The following is a 16591-nucleotide window of genomic DNA, read 5'->3' as shown; positions in this document are numbered from 1 at the left end:
CGCCGCCTACTGCCTGAAGCTGTGGTCCAGAGATGCCGTGATCGGGGCAACGAGGTAGTCGAACAAGGTCTGCTCGTCGCCCATCAGCATGATCTCAGCCGGCATGCCGGGGAGCATCTTGATGCCCGCGCCCAAGGCCTCGAGGCTGGCGCGATCGACTTCGACCTTGGCGAGGAAGTACGAGCCGCCGGACCGTTCATCGATCAGGCTATCGGCGGAGATCGAACGCAGCACGCCGTGAATCTGGGGCAGGTTGCGCTGCCGGTAGGCAGTCAGGACCACGCGCGCCGACATGCCGGGATGGACCGCGTCGATATCGATGGGCCGAAGCCGCGCGTCGATCACGAGCTTGGAGCCTTCGGGCACGATCTCGAGGATCGGCTCGCCCGATTTGACGACGCCGGACACCGTGGTGACCCGCACATGCATCACAGTGCCCGATATCGGAGCGACGATGACGGTTCGCGCCAGGATGTCCTCGCGGGAGGCAAGCTGGCTCGAAAGCTCCGCCAGTTCGCCGCGGACCGTGCTGAGGTCTTCGCTGGCCTTTTCGACAATGTCGTCACGCAGCGCCAGGAGCTGCATCTGGGTTTCGCCGATGAGCTGCCGGTTCTGGGCGATCGCCGCACGGTTGGCGGCGCGCTGAGCTTCAACATTGGCCGCTTCGCGCTGCAACTCGAGCAGGCGGGGCAAGCGCTCGAGGCCCTTGTCGTAGAGCTTCTTTACGCTCTGGGCCTCCTGCTCCAGCAAGCTGATCTGCTCTTCTTCGGCGGTAATCATTTCGGTGAGCCCGGCGATCTGCTCTTCGACCTGCTTGGTACGCTGGCCGAGGATCTGCTCGCGGCCGGTCTGGGAGGTGCGACGGCTCAGGAACAGGGCTTTCTGGTCGTCGATGGCCCGCGCGTAGTCGATCTCGGGCATGGCGAGGAGTTCGGGCGGAACGACGACCGCGTCGCGCCCCAGCGTCTCGGCGAGAAGGCGCGCCTCCAGGGCGCGCAGGTCGATATATCGGGCCCGTAGTTCCTGTCGGCGTGCCAGGGCCTGCGTGTCGTCGAGGGTCACCAGCGGATCGCCAGCGTTGACGATGTCGCCTTCCCTGACGTGGATGGTGCGGACGATCCCGCCTTCGAGGTGCTGGATGGTCTTTCGGTAGCCGTCGGGGCTGACAACGCCGGGGGCGATGGCGGCGCTGGCGAGCCGGGCGCCATAGGCCCAGGTGCCGAAGCCGCCGATCAGCGCCAGGGCCGCGATGTAGCCGAGGAGCCGGGGACCACGCGTCACGCGGGCCAGCTCGACCCGAGGCTTGGGTCGGCGGCGGCGGGTGCCGAGCATCAGGAGCAGCAAGCCAAGGACGCCGAGCGTCACTCCTGCGGTGGCGACGCCCTCGGGGGAGAGGCCCAGGTCCCGCACGGCTGCCCAGCTCTGGTCGATGAAGGGCACGGCTTGGCGCTGCCACCATTCGAGGGTCAGCTGCCAGATCCTGGTCGGACTTTCAAACATTGCAGCACCTCCTACGGAGAGGCTTGAGGCAGCTTCCGTGTCGGCTCCGTGAGCCGCCGCGCACCTTCAGCCTCGGCGGGAACGGCGGCGGGCCGCAGCACCTCATCGCGATCGGCGAAGCGGACGACGCTGCCGTTGCGCATGATGAGGATCCGGTCGACGGCCTGCAGGTCGACCGGCCGGTGGGTGACAATCACCACCGTGCGACGTCGGCGCTTCAGCTCGGCCAGCGCCTTGGTCAGCGCGAGGTCGCCGTCGCTGTCGAGGTTGGAATTGGGCTCGTCGAGCACCAGCACAGCGGGATCGCCGTAGACGGCGCGGGCAAGTGCGATGCGCTGGCGCTGGCCCTGCGAAATCCGGCTGCCCTGGGTCCCGATATCGGTCTCGTAGCCGCCCGGCAGCCCCAGGATCAACTGGTGCACGCCGGCCAACTGTGCCGCCTCAACCAGCTTGTCGCTATCGAGCGGATGGAAGCGGGCGATGTTCTGGCCGATGGTGCCCGGGAACAGCTCGACCTGCTGCGGCAGGTAGCCGATGTGGCGGCCCAGGTCGTCCGAATTCCAGCCGAACACGTCGGCGCCGTCGATGCGTACATGGCCGTAGCTCGGCCGTGCCGCGCCGACCAGCAGGCGGCAGAGCGTCGATTTGCCGGCGCCGGACGGGCCGACAATGGCGCAACTGGTGCCCGGCTCGAGGCTGAAGTTGATGTTGTTGAGGATCGGCTCGTGCCGCAACTGCGCTGCCGCATAGCTCACCGTCTCGACGGCGAGGCGGCCGAGCGGCCGGGGCAGTTGAACCGCCTCGAGGTCTCCGGCCGATCCTTCGAACAACGCCTTGAGGTTGCGATGCGCGGTCAAGGCGGCGAGCAACCGGCGCCAGGCGCTGATCGAGCGCTCGATCGGCGAGAGGGCTCGGGCGAGGACGATCGAGGCGGCGATCATGGCGCCACCGGTCAGCTGTCCCTGGATCACATAGTAGGCGCCGGTGCCGAGGATCAGCACCTGCAGCGACATGCGAATGGCGCGCGAGATGCTGACCACTGTCGCGGTGCCCTCAGCCAGATGCTGCTGGCGATCGCCGGCGGCGGCCTCGCGCTCCTGCCACCGTTCGATGATCGGCTGGGCCATGCCGAGCGGCCCGAGCGTCTCGCCGCCGTCGATATAGCGGAGCGCGGCGTCGTGGTTGGCGCGCAGCTCGGCGGTCGTACGCTTCTGCGCCGGCCGCGTCGCGATGTCGTTGCCGACGGCGAGGCCGAAAAGCACCAGCGCGCCGCCGATGGCGATGAGGCCCAGTGCCGGATGGAGCTGCCAGATGAAGGCGATGAAGATGAGCGCCCAAGGCGTGTCGAGCAGCGCCAGCGGTCCATCGCCCTCGAAGAAGGAGCGGAGGTCCGTGACGTCGCGTGGTCCCGCTTCGAGCCCGGCGCCGGCGAGGCGCGCGTCCATCGCCCGGCGGATCACCGGGCCGGACAGCTCGAGATTGATCCAAGCCCCGGTGCGGGTCAGCATCAGCCGCCGCGCGTGTTCTATGAGGCCGTAGACGATGATGGCCCCGAGAGTGCCGAGCGTCAGCCAGATGAGGGTATCGAGCGAGTCCGTCGACAGCACCCGGTCATAGACCTGGAGCATGTAGAAGACGGTGACGAGAAGCAGGAGGTTGGCGAGGCAACTGAAGAGGATGAGCGTGGGAAGCTGGCGCCTCACCCGCTCGATGATGGTCTGGTAGAGGGTCTTGTGCATTGCACAACCGCCTTGGCAGGACTCTTGCCGCAAAAGGCGCCGGCCAGGGTATCTCCCAGCCGGCGAGGCTTGGTTGTCGTCAGACGATGACGTTGCCGTCGTGGTCGCCGTCGATGCCGACGGTGAAATTATCCACCGCGGTATCGCCGTTGGTGTCGAAGTCCTCGATCGTGACTTCGAAGTTGAGTTCCGCATCAGGAACGGTCGTCGACTCGGCGATGGCGAACTTGCCAACGTCGAACTTGCCCGCCGTTGCCTCGATCAAGGCCCGGTTGTGGAAGTCGTCGGTCGTCCACTCGACCGTGTAGCCATTCTTGAGGCCAGTCACGGTTGCGGTCGCGGTACCCAGGCCCGAAACATCGATGCCCATCACGGCCGGATCGGCATCCGCGTCGAACACGATGGGGTTGGCCTGGCCCGGCACGAAGACGCGGACCAGGATGATGTCAGGCGAAGGACCACCGCTGGTGGGATCGTTCAGCAGGTCACGGCCCTGGTCGGGATCACCCAGCCATGTCGTGATCTTCATCCCGGCCAGGACCTTGGGGCCGGCCTGGGTCTGCGAGACGGTGATCGATGCGGTATGCACGTCCACGGTGCCACCCGTGTACTGGACGTTGTCCGCATCGTCCGCCTCGGTCGAGGTCAGGCCTCCCGGTGCGCCGGAGAGGTAGTTGGCCACCGGATCGTCCACGTAGACGAAGTACGCGGCTTCCTTGGCGTCGAACATCTGGTTGTTCACACCGATGGTCGCTCCGGTACCGCCCTGCGAAGTGTGGATCACATCGCTCTTGTTGGTGTAGTTGCCGGCGGAGTTGAAGACCGGAGTCTTGCCGAACACGATGATCGCCGGATCGGTCGCGGATTCGCCTACGACACCAAAGAGGTTGGCGCCGGACGGCAGGTTGTCGAAGTCGAAGTCGATGTTGACCACGTTCGGGTCGTGCAACACGTCGAAGACGTAGTTCCAGTTGGCGGGGTCGGTATCGCTGTCATCCAGAGCCAGCTGGAAGTATGCGGTGTCCCCGGCGTCACCGATGGTCCCGTTGCCGTTCGTGTTCTCGTAGTAGACGATTGTCTGGTCGTCCTCCTGCACGCCGACCACCGTGGTGAAACCGAAATCGAAGCTCGGAGTGAAATCGGTGATCTTGACGCTCGCGCCGTCGTTACCCGGCACGGCGCCGAGCACGTTGCTGACGGAGCTGCCGATGGAGAAATCGACGGTGTCGCTGCTGATATCGCCGATGGCCGGACCGTCGTCCTCGAAGCTGAAGGTGTCGCCGATACCGACTGTGTGGTCGCCGGTGTCGCCGTCATCATCGGTGGCCGTGGCGGTCAGCGTGATGAGGTCGGCGGAAGCCAGCTTGGAGGGCTCGCCGGCTCCGTCCTCCTCAGGGTCGGCCGCGTCGTCGTGGGCGACTGCGCGGCTCTGGTCGAGCGTGACCTCGCCGGTGTTGAGGTCGACAGAGATGCGGAACACCTCGAAGCCGTCGGTTGCGGTGGTGCCGACTACGTCGCCGTTGTCCGCGTGGAGGAGGACCGCGTCGCCGGTCAACGAGTCGACGAGACCACTGTCATCGCCGTCCCCGCTGATGCCCAGCGCGTAGGTGACAGCATCGTCGTCGACAGTGCCGTCGTTGTCGCTGTCCTTGCCGCCGTCAGTGCCGAAATCGACATCGAAGAGGTTGGCATAGCTCAGGGAGTCGTCAGCGGTGAAGTCGCTGTCGTCGACTGTGAGGGCAGGAGTGCCCTGGCCATCACCAACGGTGGGGCCGTCATCCTCGAACACGATCCGGTCGCCGACCGGCATGTGGCTGCTGGTGCCTTCGGTGATGGTAAAGCCGCCGATGTCGAACTTGCCGGCGGTACCTTCGATCTTGACGCGGTTGTGATCCGTGTCGGTTATGAACTCGATGGCGTAGCCATCATCGACCCCGGTGAGCGTGACCGTGGCCGTGCCCAGGCCCGAAACGTCGAAGCCGCTCACGGCGGGATCGGAGTCGCTGTCGAATGAGGTGGTCACGCCGGCGATGGTGACGTTGACCATGATGATGTTCGGCGACGTGGCGCCATCCGTCGGACCGGTCAGCAGATCACGCGCCGTGTCGGCGGCGCCGAGATAGGTGGTGAGCTTCATGCTGCCGGTGCTGTTGCCCTGGATCTGGGCAATCGTGAACTTGGCTGACTTCACGTCCAGGGTGCCGCCGGTATAGAGGGCGTTGTCGGCATCATCGGCCTCGGTTCCGGTGAGCCCGTTGGGCTCCCAGCCCGACAGGAAGTCCGCGTTCACGTCGTTGACGTAAGCGAAGAACGCCGCGTCGCCGGGATTGAACATCTGGTTGTTCATGCCGATCGTGGCATGGGGGCCAGCCTGCGACATGAACATCATGTCGCTGGTGTTGGTCGGCGCTCCGGTGCCCTTCAGATGAATATCGGCGCCGAAAATGACGATTGCCGGACCGTCGGGGGATGGCCCCAGGGTCGCAAACAGGTTGTTGCTGGACGGCAGGTCGTCGAAATCGAAGTCGATCGTGCCGCTGCCGGCTACGTCGAGCAACCCAGACAGGTCGACCGGATCATCGTGGTTGCCGCTGTCGGGGTTGGTGATGGCCTCGAACTGGACCGTGGAGATCGTTCCGTCCGACTCGAGGTAGCCGGCGAGCACGATGTCGCCGTTCTCGTCGACGCCGAGGAACATGAAGGCGCCGAGGCCGGAGGCAACGTCGGCGAAGAGGTAGATCGCCTCGCCATCGACGGTGGTAAAGTCTGCAAGGACGCCGGTGGTCGGGTCGGTCGGTACGCCGGCATCATAGGCCAGCAACGGGTCGCCATTGCTCATGACGAACCCGGTCAGGGTTGAACCGTCGGTGAGTGAAATGAAGTCGTTCTGTGCCGCGCCGTTGGCCTGGGCAAATGCATTGCTCAGGCTGAGCTGGCCGGCATCGAAGAGGCGCGTGGAAAAGGCTGCCGGCAGGTCGGTGTATACAATGTCGCTGTCGTTGTTGTCCTCATTGGCCCCCGGTGTTCCACTGTTTTGTAGCCCTGACGACTCGTCGAGAGTGACGTATTGGTCGTCTGTCAGAACGATTGCCATGATGACTGCTCCCTAAAGCGTTAGTGTGATTGCTCCTCGTTCCTATCTTTGACGCTTGGTAGTCGATGCGAGACACTTTGCATTCAACAGTCACCACCAAATAAAACATCGCCCCGGCGCCGATATCATCGGCACCGGAACTACACTTACGATGTGGCCTCTGGATTGTTTCAGAATACATCCGGCGTAGATCGGATGGTGCGGCCGAGAGATGTAGTCGTGCGTCTTGTGCTCGTTCCGCGATGCGGGCGCAGGCGCTCTCTCGGTATTCTTGGTTCACGCCGAACTACACGTATCTGCGCGAGATATACAAAAAATTAACCACGATTGCAATAGTGGCCGCATTTAGGCGGCCGCCTGGGTCGCGCGGCGGCTGGGAGCCGGGCCAATTCGGCGGCTGGTGAGACCCGGGCCCGGGGCTGCGGATCGGTAAGGCGCCGGGGCCGCTATTTCAAACTCGCTCGCACACTCCTACCCTTTGACCGCGCCTGCGGTCATGCCCGCGATGATCTGCCGGTTGAAGAACAGGAAGACGAGGAGCGGCGGAATGGTGATCAAGAGGATGTTGGTGAAGAGCAGGTTGTAGGACGTCTCGAACTGGCTCTGGAAGTTGTAGAGGGTCAACTGCACGGTCGCGAACTGGTTACCCGGCAGGTAGTAGAGCGGATTGGTGAAGTCGTTGAAGATGGTGACGGTCTGCACCACGATGATCGTCACAGTCACCGGCCAGAGCAGCGGCAGGATCACCCGGAAGAAGACATCGAGCGGCCGCGCGCCGTCGATGATGGCAGCCTCATCGAGTTCGCGCGGGATCGTGGCGATGAAGGCTTTGTAGAGCAGCACACAGAACGAAAGGTGGTAGGCGACCTCGATCAGAATGAGCCCGTGCAGCTTGCCGAACAGGCCCAGCCCCTGAAGCACCCAGATGGTGGGGACGACCGCCGGCGGGATCATCAGGCCGGCAAGGATGAGGAACTCCACCAGCTTGTTGAAGCGGCTCCTCCTGCGGGAAAGCACAAAGCCGACCATGGCCGAGAAGATCACCAGCAGCGTCACGCCGGCGACCGTCAGGATCGTCGAGTTGAGGAAGGCGGTGATGAGCATCCAGTTACGCGTCGACGCGACCTCGACAATGTTCGCCCACAGGTTGTTCACCTGAGGCCAGGAGAAATCGAGAAGCGACGATTGCTTCTGGTCCTTGAAGGCCATCAGCACGATGAAGGCGAAGGGCACCAGGAACACCGCCGTCGTCACGATGATGGCGAGGACGCCGAGCCAATATTCCTTGATCAGCTTCATTCGTGGCCCTCCCGCCGGTTGAAGTATGCCGTCAGCGGGACGACCAGCAGTACGATGAACAGGAACAGGACCACGTTGCCCGCGGTGGAGAGCCCGTAGAAGCCCGACTGGTACTGTTTGTAGATGACCGAGGCGATGACGTCGGACGAAAAGCCCGGACCGCCTCGTGTCATCGTCCACACCAGCTCGAAGGTTCTGAGCCCGCCGATGAGGCTGAGCGTGACGATCGTCACTGTGGCCGGGCGGCAGAGCGGCAGCGTCACGTAGAGGAAGTTCTGGAGCTTCGACGCCCCGTCGATCCGGGCGGCCTCGAAGTAGTCCTTGGGGATCGAGACGATCCCCGCGATGTAGATCACGGTCGCCATGCCGACGCCCTTCCACACATCGACCAACGCGACGGAGATGAGCGCCAGGCGGGGATTGGTCAGCCAGTCGGGGCCCACGATGCCGATCGCCGCCAGGGCTTGGTTGATGGCGCCCTCAGTGGGGTGCATGAGCACGGTGAAGGTGATGCCGACGCCCACCGTCGACACGACCACCGGAAAGAAGATCACTGCCCGCAGATAGCCCCTGGCGATGATCTGCGAGGTCAGCAGCACCGCACAGCCGAGGCCGAGTACGACCTTCAGGCTGGCGCTGACCGCCGCGAAGACCAGCGTGTTGACCAGGCCCTGCAGCAGGAAGGGCTCGCGCAGGAACTGCGCGAAGTTGTCGAGACCGATGAAGGTGGCGTCGAACAGCGACCACCGCATCAGGCTGAAATAGAAGGACGAGGCGGTCGGCAGCAGGAACAGGATCACGTAGATCGCCGCCGCGGGCGCATAGAACCAATAGGGGTACAGCCCACCGGACTTGAATCGCCGCCTGGGCGTCGAACGTTGCGCCGCAAGGCCTGTCATCGACAAATCACTCATCGTCCACCAACTGCTTCACAAGGAGCAGCTCCGGACGGGTCCGGAGCTGCTGTCAGGCGGGATGATCACCAGCCGGCGAGACCGAGCTGCTGAGCCTGCTTACGGACGTCTTCGTCGTAGAGCTTGGCCCCCTCTTCGGCCGTCATGATGCCGGAGCCGACCGAGACAGTGATCTGCTCGAGCGCCGGCCCCTTGATGGGCGAGAGGAACTCGAGGGCCGGGGAGTTGTTGCCGCTGTCCCAGAACGGAAGCATGTCGGAGACGGCCGGCGCCGCGCCCTCGAGCACGCAGCCCTTGACCAGGAAGGGACCAGTGCCGCCGCCGGTGCTCTTGAGAATCTCGCAGCCTTCGGGGCTGACAACGAAGGCCAGGAATTTCTTGGCAGCATCGAGATTGGGCGTGTTCTTCGACACATAGAGCGCCTGCGGCATCCACGCTGTAAGGCCGTTGTGCGAGGCATCATCGCTCGGCACAGGGAAGTAGCCGACGTCCTTCAACTGATCCGGATAGGTCGCTCCCATGGCACGCAGCGCACCGCTGATGATCGGGTAGTGCGCTCCCTCTCCAGTCGCCAGCATGCGGATGCCATCCTGGTAGCCGGCCGAGGCGAAGTCCTTGTTGAACAGGCCGGCCTTGAAGACCTGCTGCAGCTTCTGGAAGCTGCGCAGCGCTGCCGGGTCCGTCGCGAACTTTGCCTTGCCCTCAGTGTAGAGTGTGGCGAAATCCGGCTCGGCAGCCTGGACGTTGTAGAAGTCGGCGAGGATCAGGATCTGGCTGGTCCAGCTGTCCTTGTAGGTCTGGATGATCGGGGCGACCTTGCCGTCCTTGAGGATCGCCTCATTGTTCGCGATGAACTCGTCCCAGGTCTTGGGAACCGAGAGGCCAAGACGTTCATAGATCGGCTTGTTGTAGAGGATGCCGCCAGCCGAGGCCGTGCTGAACGGCGCTCCCACGATGGCGCCCTCCGGCGTCGAGACAACACGCTTGAACGTCTCCTGCACATCGGCCTGCCAGGGCTCGTTGCTGAGATCGGCCATGAACTGCCCGGGATTGAGCGCCCTCAGCAGCGAGCCCGAGTTGTAGGTGAACAGGTCGGTGATCGTGCCGGTCGCGAGGCGGGTCTTCACCAAGTTGCCCCCTTCCTCGCCGCCTGGCCTGGTTTCGATCTCGACATTGACGTCGGGGTTCGCGGCTTCAAAGCCGGCCACCAAGGCCTCGAACCTCGTCAGCACCTCGGGTGAGTTGTCGACGAGCAGCGATACGGTCACCTGCTGCGCGTGCGCACCTCCCGCGATCAGCGTCATCGCCAACAAACTGGCGCCTGCCAGCATGTTGCGGATCAGTGGTCTAGCCATTCAATTCCTCCGTTGTCTCCTCGCGCCCCCGTTCGGCCCAGGGTCGGTCGCAGTTGCGGTTGCCGCGGGCGCACCGAGGCGCCCATCCCTGCTCCACCCCACGCTTCTTATCGAGCGCATACCTGCTTGGCTTAGCCTACAAACTCAAAGTGTGCAAGGTTGCACATTCAACGTTGCACGTGATTTGCGTCAGGGCATGTTGGCGGCAAGCAGGGACTCACCGATCAGTTGCCTGCCAGGTATGGCGTATTTGAACACGGCAACATGCTTGCCCGGTCCGACGATGGCGTCGACGCCCGCCATGATCGGCGTGCCATCGAGTTCGGCATCGCGGTATTCGAGCGATAGCCGCAGCGTGCCGCGCGCCCCTTCGGGCACGACGAACTCGTAACGGACCTCGTCGCCAACCAGCGTCCAGGACGCCGAAATCCGGCCCCGCACCGAGTCGTAATGGGCAGTAACGGGGGACAATCCATCCACGATGGTCGGAGAAAAGACGATGCTCTCAAAGCCCGGCGCAGTCTCGTCCGGGCGGAACCCGGCGACACCCTCGAGAAGCCACTCGCACACCGCCCCGAAGGCGTAGTGGTTGAACGAGTTCATCTGCGGATCGTAGATCGTGCCGTCGGCGCGGATGGCATCCCAGCGCTCCCAGACGGTCGTTGCCCCCATGCGCACCTGATAGAGCCAGCCGGGCACGTCCTCCTGCAGGAACACCTCACCAGCAAGGGCGCCCTCCCCTACCTTCACCAAGGCCGGAAGGAGGGCCGGCGTGCCGATGAACCCGGTTCCGAGCCGGCCGCCGGTCCGCATGATGGCGCTCCGGAAATATCCCGTCGCCGCGGCGATCTTGTCGCTTGGGACCAAGCCATGGAGCAGCGCCAGCGCGTAGGACGTCTGGTCGTCGTAGGCGAGTCGGCCGGATGGCGTGACGAACTCGTCGCGGAAGGCGGTTTCGACCTCCGAACGCAGCGTCGTCAACCGCGAGGCGATACTGGGTTCGCCGACGAGCTCGGCCGCGCGAACGGCGATGCCGAGGCTGATGTAGAGATAGAGCGTTGCAGCCGCATCATCGCCGATGGTCGGCAGTGGCTTGGAACTGGGTCCCTTGGGCTGCAGCCAATCGCCGAGGCAGAAGCCCCGTGCTCCCGGAGTCGCAGGCGGCCGCACGATCCCGTCCCGGGTCAGCGACCAGACGAAATCGATCCACTTGACCATGGCAGGCAGCGTTTCGGCGAGGATGTCCCTGTCGCCATATTGGAGGTAGAGCCGCCACGGGATGACGGTGATGGCGTCGCCCCAGCCGGTCGAGCCGTACTGCATGCGCTTGCCCGGCTTCACGCGCACAATGTGTGGGGACGTGTGCGAGATGGCGCCATCCGGCGCTTGGTCGATCATCAACTCGCGCACATACTTGACGAGGAAGTCGTGGCTGTCCGCGAGATAGCAGGCGGTGCCCGCGAACACCTGCGCGTCGCCGCTAAAGCCCAGCCGCTCGTCGCGTTGCGGGCAGTCGGTCGGCACGTCGATGAAGTTGGAGCGGTGCGACCAGATGGCGTTCTGGAAGAAGCGGTTCACCAATGGGTTGCCGCTCGAAAAAGAGGCGGTTGCCTGGGGGACCGAAGATATCGGCACGGACTGGATGCGTGTGATGCGCGCGGAGCCTTTGATCGTGACGCGGGCGTAGCGAAAGCCCTGATAGGTGAAGTGCGGGCTATAGCCAGCGAGCCCGCGCTCATCGACCTGCAGCCTGATGATGGCCTCGGCGCTCCGGTAGTTGCCATTGTAGAACTGCCCGTGCTTGTCGAGCACTTCGGCGTGCTCAATCAGGACCTCGGACGGCCCATCGGCCGCGAGCGTAAGGCGGACATATCCGGCCGTGTTCTGCCCGAAGTCGTAGAGGGTGCGGCCCTCGCGATCCTGCCATTCCTTAACCGGATCGAGCGGCTCAAGCTCTCGCACCGGCTCGCATTCATGCGCGATGAGCTTGCCGGGATCGAAATCGACAACTTCGACGCCTTGCTTCACCTTCGGCGTCATCGTCGCATCGAAGATCTCGCCGAAATAGATCTGGGACTTGCGGATGGGCGTCTCTCCGCTCGTCCACTGCCCGTCCGTGCACACCACTACGTCGGCGAGACCTGTCCCGCCCCTGATCTCGGCGATCGCCGAAACCCTGGTGCCCCAGATGTTCTTGCGTCGCTCCTCGATCCACATCAGCGGGGATCGATACCAACCGTCGCCGATCCAGATCGTGATGGTATTGGCGCCCTCCTTGAGCAGGTGGGCGACATCGTAGACCTGGTAGGAGAGCCTCGCGTCGTAGTTCGTCCAGCCGGGCGTCAGCGCATCCTCGCCCACCCGTTGGCCATTGATGAATGCCCGGTAGAGTCCCAGCGCCGAGATGCGGAGCACCTCGTTTCCGTTGAGCCTAGAGATGCTGAATTCGCGCGCGACCTGGCTCGCCGGGGTGCCCTCTCCGCCATCGGCCAGGGGGCGGATCATCCTGGCTGCCCAACCTATGGCCTCAATGCCCTTCGCCCCTCTGATCAACTCGACCTCCCAACCACTCAAAATGAGAAAACGTGCAAGGTTGCACATTTGGGTCGTGTAACGTCGTTCGGGTGGGATTACAACGGGTCCAGTCCCTGGGACGGCAACGGACGCCGTCAGGGACTCGCCATTTGCTGAGAATCCACCGGGTCTGCTATCGACAGCGGAGGGGACCCGAGATGAACAAGATCGAGCAGAAGCGAGGCGGCCCGGCAAAGAGCAAGCCGAAGCGTGTCACCATTCTTCAGGTGGCCGCCGATGCCGGCGTGTCGTTTGCCGCCGTATCCAAGGTTCTGCGCAATGCCTATGGCGTGAGCGACTCGCTTCGCGAGCGGGTGAACGCTTCGATCAAGAAGCTGGGCTACACCCCCAACACCGCTGCCCGCGGGCTGCGCGGACGATCCTTCGTCGTCGGTGTTGTCTTTCCCGACATGCGCAACCCCTTCCTCGCCGATATTTTTGCCGGCATCAGCGCGGGCTTCGAACGTACGCCCTACCAGACGGTGCAAGGCATCGCCTCGCAGTCGAGCGAAAGCGACCTCACGCAGGCAATGATCGACATGCAGATGGACGGGCTCATACTCGTTTCGAGCAGCCTGTCGTCCGAGCAACTCACCGAGCTTGGGAGCCGTATCCCCATGGTGGCCATCGGCAATCGTCCGCTCGCCGCGACGACGTTCGACACGGTGAACAATAACGACGAGCAAAGCGGACGATTGGTGGTCCAACATCTCGTAAAGCAGGGTGCTGAGCGCATCGCCATGCTGAGCCTTGAACACCCCACGGCCATGCGGATGCGAGAAAGCGGCTACCGGCACGAGATGGAGGCCCAGGGGCTCGCCGCCCGCATCAACACTGTCCGCACCGAGCAGACCCCCAGGGGGATCTATGGCGGCATGGAAAAACTGCTGGAGAGCGCACCGCAGGCGATCTTCTGCTGGTGCGACGCAGTGGCCTTCGAAGCGATCAGCCATGCGCGCTCAAGTGGACTCCGTGTTCCAGAGGACCTGGCCATCGTCGGCCACGACAACACCGTGTACTGCGCACTCGATCAGAACAGCCTGACGAGCGTCGACCAGTCGGGCGAACAGATCGGCACACACGCTGCGAGGTTGCTCGTCGAGAGATTCGAGGGGCGCACCGAAACCGAACAGATCCTGCTGCAGCCGAGGTTGGTGGTGCGCCGGAGCAGCACCCTGGGCGGATGAACAGGGACTGCAGGCCGGCCACAACAGTGCAGTCTCGTCGCGGCGTCCCGAATGGGCTGGCGATTTTGGGGCCCACGATCCTGACACCTGGCGCGCCGGAGGAGCGAGCCGACTAGAGGTCAGATCCCCTTCTTTCATCGACCAGCCTGATCTTGCGCTGGTTGATCTCCCGCACGGCAGAGATGACCCGCGTGCGGGTTTCATCGCTCACGCTGGTGCCCTTGAGGGCGCGATGCACCGTGCTCTCGGCGACGCCGACGAGTTGAGCGATTTCCTTGATCGTCCCAAGGCGCTCGATGCCCAGCGCGGGTTCGAACATGGCCCCCTCCGCCTACTTCTTCCGGCGCTGCCGGTACTGGTCGACGATGACCGCACCCACGATGATCACGCCCTTGATCATCTCCTGGTAGAACGCGTCGACCCTCAGGAATGTGAAGCCGGAGATCATGGTGCCGAGGATGATCATGCCGATCACCGTGCCGAGGATGGAACCGCGCCCGCCGGCCAGCGAGGTGCCGCCGATCACCGCCATGGTGATGGCGTCGAGCTCGTTCATCACGCCCATACCGGCCTGGCCGCTTTGGGCGCGAGCTGCGGTCATCACGCCGGCGAGCCCCGCCAGCAGCCCGGCGATGGCGTAGACCTTGACCAGGTGCCGCTCGATGTTGATGCCCGAGACGCGCGCCGCCTGCGGGTTGGCGCCGATGGCATAAGTGAACTTGCCGTAGCGGGTATAGCGCAGCGCGACGTGGAAGATGGCCGCGACGACAAGCAGCACGACGACCGGCCAGATCCAGGTACCGATAAAGGTGAACTGCTCGGTGAGACCCGAAACCGGCTTGCCGGTGGTGTACCACTTGGCGACGCCGCGGGCTGACACCATCATGCCCAGCGTCGCAATGAACGGCGGTATCCTGGTGTAGGCGATGAGGGCGCCGTTGATGACGCCGGCGAGGAGCCCGAACAGCAGCCCTGCCCCGATCGGGATGACGAACGGCAGGTCCACCAGCCCGGGGTAGACCGGTGTCGGCCACGTCGACGACTGCGCAAGGCTGGCTGCGACCATGGCGGTGGCGCCGACCACCGACCCGGAACTGAGGTCGATGCCGCCGGCAATGATCACCTGCGTCACACCGACGGCGATGATGCCGAGCACCGAGACCTGCAGGATCATGATCTGCAGCCGGGCGGGGTTACCGAGGAAGCTCTGGTGGACGAAGATCCAGCCCAGCGCCTCGAAGATCAGCGCGATGCCGACCAGCACCAGAAAGATGCTCAGTTCGGTGGGCAGCCGCCGCCTGCGCTGCGCCGTTGGCCTTGTGGCGGCCGTCGCACTCGCGTTCTCAATGCTCATCGTTTTCCTCCCTCTCGAGCGCCCGCCTCAGCGCGACGCGAGATCCATGACCTTGACCTGGTCGGCGTCGGCGCGATCGACGAAGCCGGTGACCCGCCCCTCGTGCATCACCATGATGCGGTCGCTCATCCCCAGCACCTCCGGCATTTCGGACGAGATCATCAGCACCGCGACGCCCTGCCGGACGAGGCCGGAGACCAGCCGATGGATTTCCGCCTTGGCTCCGACATCGATGCCGCGCGTCGGCTCGTCGAGGATCAGGATCTTGGGATTGGTGAGCAGCCAGCGACCGATCAGCACCTTCTGCTGGTTGCCGCCCGACAGGTTCTCGACCGTCTCGTTGAGGCTCGGGGTCTTGACCCTGAGCGTCTCGGCCATCTTCTCGCAGGCGTCGATCACGCCCCGCTCGTCGACAAAGCCGAGCCTGACAAAACGATCCTGCAGCACGGCGACCTGCATGTTCTCGAGCACGTCGAGAATGAGCAGGCACCCGGTCTCCTTGCGGTCCTCGGTGAGGAAGGCCATGCCGTGCCGGATCGCTTCATTGGGCGAGGCGACCGACACCTCAGTGCCGTTGATCGCAATCGTGCCAACGCTGGCGGGCGTGACGCCGAACAGCGTTTCGGCAACGTTCGAGCGGCCCGACCCGACGAGGCCGGCGAGGCCGAGAATTTCGCCCGAGCGGATGTCGAAGCTCACGTCGGAGAAGACGCCGTTGAGGGTCAGCCCCTTGACCGAGAGCACGACGTCCCCGATCGGCACCTCTTCCTTGGGGAACATCTGGGTGATCTCGCGCCCCACCATCATGCGGATGATGTCGTCGCGGGTGATCTCGCCCGAGGCGTGCGTGCCGATGTAGCGGCCGTCGCGGAACACCGATACCTCGTCGGCGATCTCGAACAGCTCGTTCATCTTGTGCGTGATGTAGACGATGCCCTTCCCCTCGGACCGCAGCGCGCGGATGATCTCGAACAGGTGCTCCACCTCGCGCTCAGTGAGCGCCGAAGTCGGCTCGTCCATGATCAGCACATCGGATTGGTAGGAGACGGCCTTGGCGATCTCGACCATCTGGCGGCTCGCGACCGAGAGCTCCTGCACCTTGATCTCGGGATCGATCGGGATGCGGAGCCGCTCCAGCAGCTCGCGCGTCATGTCGCGCATCTTCTTGTGGTCGACCATGCCGAAGGCGCCGAGCGGCTCGCGGCGGATCCAGATGTTCTCCGCCACCGTCATGTAGGCCATCAGGTTGAGCTCCTGATGGATCATCGCGATGCCGTTCTCGAGCGCATCGAGCGGGGATACGAGCCGGATGTCCTGGCCCTTGAGCCGCACCTCGCCCGTATCGGGCTGATAGATGCCGGCGAGTATCTTCATCAGCGTCGACTTGCCCGCGCCGTTCTCGCCCATCAGTGCATGCACACTGCCGCGCTTCAGTTTGAACTGGACGTCGTCGAGGGCCAGCACACCCGGGAATTCCTTGCGGATCCCGCTCACCTCCAGCAGGAACTCGGATTGCGGAACCGCGCCGCTCTCGCGGACCGCGCGCATGGTCGTCGGACTGAGCATGGAATTTCC

At 64.1% G+C, this 16591-nt stretch carries 11 protein-coding genes; 1 reads left to right on the top strand and 10 read right to left on the bottom strand.

The annotated features are described in order from the left end of the window. Positions 1–6 precede the first annotated feature (6 nt). The 7 genes from AC1DWU_RS15420 to AC1DWU_RS15390 all read right to left on the bottom strand — a co-directional run bounded on the left by AC1DWU_RS15420 (position 7) and on the right by AC1DWU_RS15390 (position 12406). On the bottom strand, positions 7–1500 hold the full coding sequence (locus AC1DWU_RS15420) for an HlyD family type I secretion periplasmic adaptor subunit (RefSeq protein ID WP_477150884.1): 1494 nt from the start codon (positions 1498–1500) through the stop codon (positions 7–9). Between the two features lie 11 nt (positions 1501–1511). Then, positions 1512–3239, bottom strand: a complete 1728-nt coding sequence (locus AC1DWU_RS15415; RefSeq protein WP_477150883.1) for a type I secretion system permease/ATPase — start codon at positions 3237–3239, stop codon at positions 1512–1514. A 79-nt stretch (positions 3240–3318) separates the two neighbouring features. Then, the gene (locus AC1DWU_RS15410) at positions 3319–6333 is read right to left on the bottom strand and encodes a DUF5801 repeats-in-toxin domain-containing protein (RefSeq protein ID WP_477150882.1); all 3015 of its coding nucleotides are present in this window, start codon (positions 6331–6333) and stop codon (positions 3319–3321) included. A 471-nt stretch (positions 6334–6804) separates the two neighbouring features. Beyond that, positions 6805–7632: a carbohydrate ABC transporter permease gene (locus tag AC1DWU_RS15405; protein ID WP_477150881.1), complete on the bottom strand. Its 828-nt coding sequence runs from the start codon at positions 7630–7632 to the stop codon at positions 6805–6807. Next, positions 7629–8531, bottom strand: a complete 903-nt coding sequence (locus tag AC1DWU_RS15400; RefSeq protein WP_477150880.1) for a carbohydrate ABC transporter permease — start codon at positions 8529–8531, stop codon at positions 7629–7631. Before AC1DWU_RS15400 ends, AC1DWU_RS15405 begins: the two co-directional genes overlap by 4 nt. An 80-nt stretch (positions 8532–8611) precedes the next feature. Further along, positions 8612–9901 carry an ABC transporter substrate-binding protein gene (locus tag AC1DWU_RS15395; protein WP_477150879.1) on the bottom strand — a complete coding sequence of 430 codons (1290 nt, stop codon included), beginning with the start codon at positions 9899–9901 and terminating at the stop codon, positions 8612–8614. A gap of 189 nt (positions 9902–10090) precedes the next feature. Further along, complete coding sequence (locus AC1DWU_RS15390) at positions 10091–12406, bottom strand: family 78 glycoside hydrolase catalytic domain (protein ID WP_477150878.1); 2316 nt, start codon at positions 12404–12406, stop codon at positions 10091–10093. Positions 12407–12633: 227 nt separating this feature from the next. On the opposite strand from AC1DWU_RS15390, the gene AC1DWU_RS15385 reads away from it, so the two are divergent. Then, positions 12634–13662, top strand: coding sequence for a LacI family DNA-binding transcriptional regulator (locus tag AC1DWU_RS15385; protein ID WP_477150877.1), 1029 nt, complete (start codon positions 12634–12636; stop codon positions 13660–13662). A gap of 112 nt (positions 13663–13774) precedes the next feature. On the opposite strand, the gene AC1DWU_RS15380 is transcribed toward AC1DWU_RS15385, so the two are convergent. The 3 genes from AC1DWU_RS15380 to AC1DWU_RS15370 are packed head-to-tail and all read right to left on the bottom strand — an operon-like array spanning position 13775 to position 16582. Next, on the bottom strand, positions 13775–13981 hold the full coding sequence (locus AC1DWU_RS15380; protein WP_477150876.1) for a LacI family DNA-binding transcriptional regulator: 207 nt from the start codon (positions 13979–13981) through the stop codon (positions 13775–13777). A 12-nt stretch (positions 13982–13993) separates the two neighbouring features. Then, complete coding sequence (locus tag AC1DWU_RS15375) at positions 13994–15016, bottom strand: ABC transporter permease (RefSeq protein WP_477150875.1); 1023 nt, start codon at positions 15014–15016, stop codon at positions 13994–13996. Between the two features lie 27 nt (positions 15017–15043). Then, positions 15044–16582, bottom strand: coding sequence for a sugar ABC transporter ATP-binding protein (locus tag AC1DWU_RS15370; RefSeq protein ID WP_477150874.1), 1539 nt, complete (start codon positions 16580–16582; stop codon positions 15044–15046). Positions 16583–16591: the final 9 nt, after the last annotated feature.

The organism is Devosia sp. P2_G7, assembly GCF_056403495.1.
The sequence above is the reverse complement of the archived record's forward strand: the minus strand, read 5'-3'. Positions and strand labels throughout refer to the sequence as shown.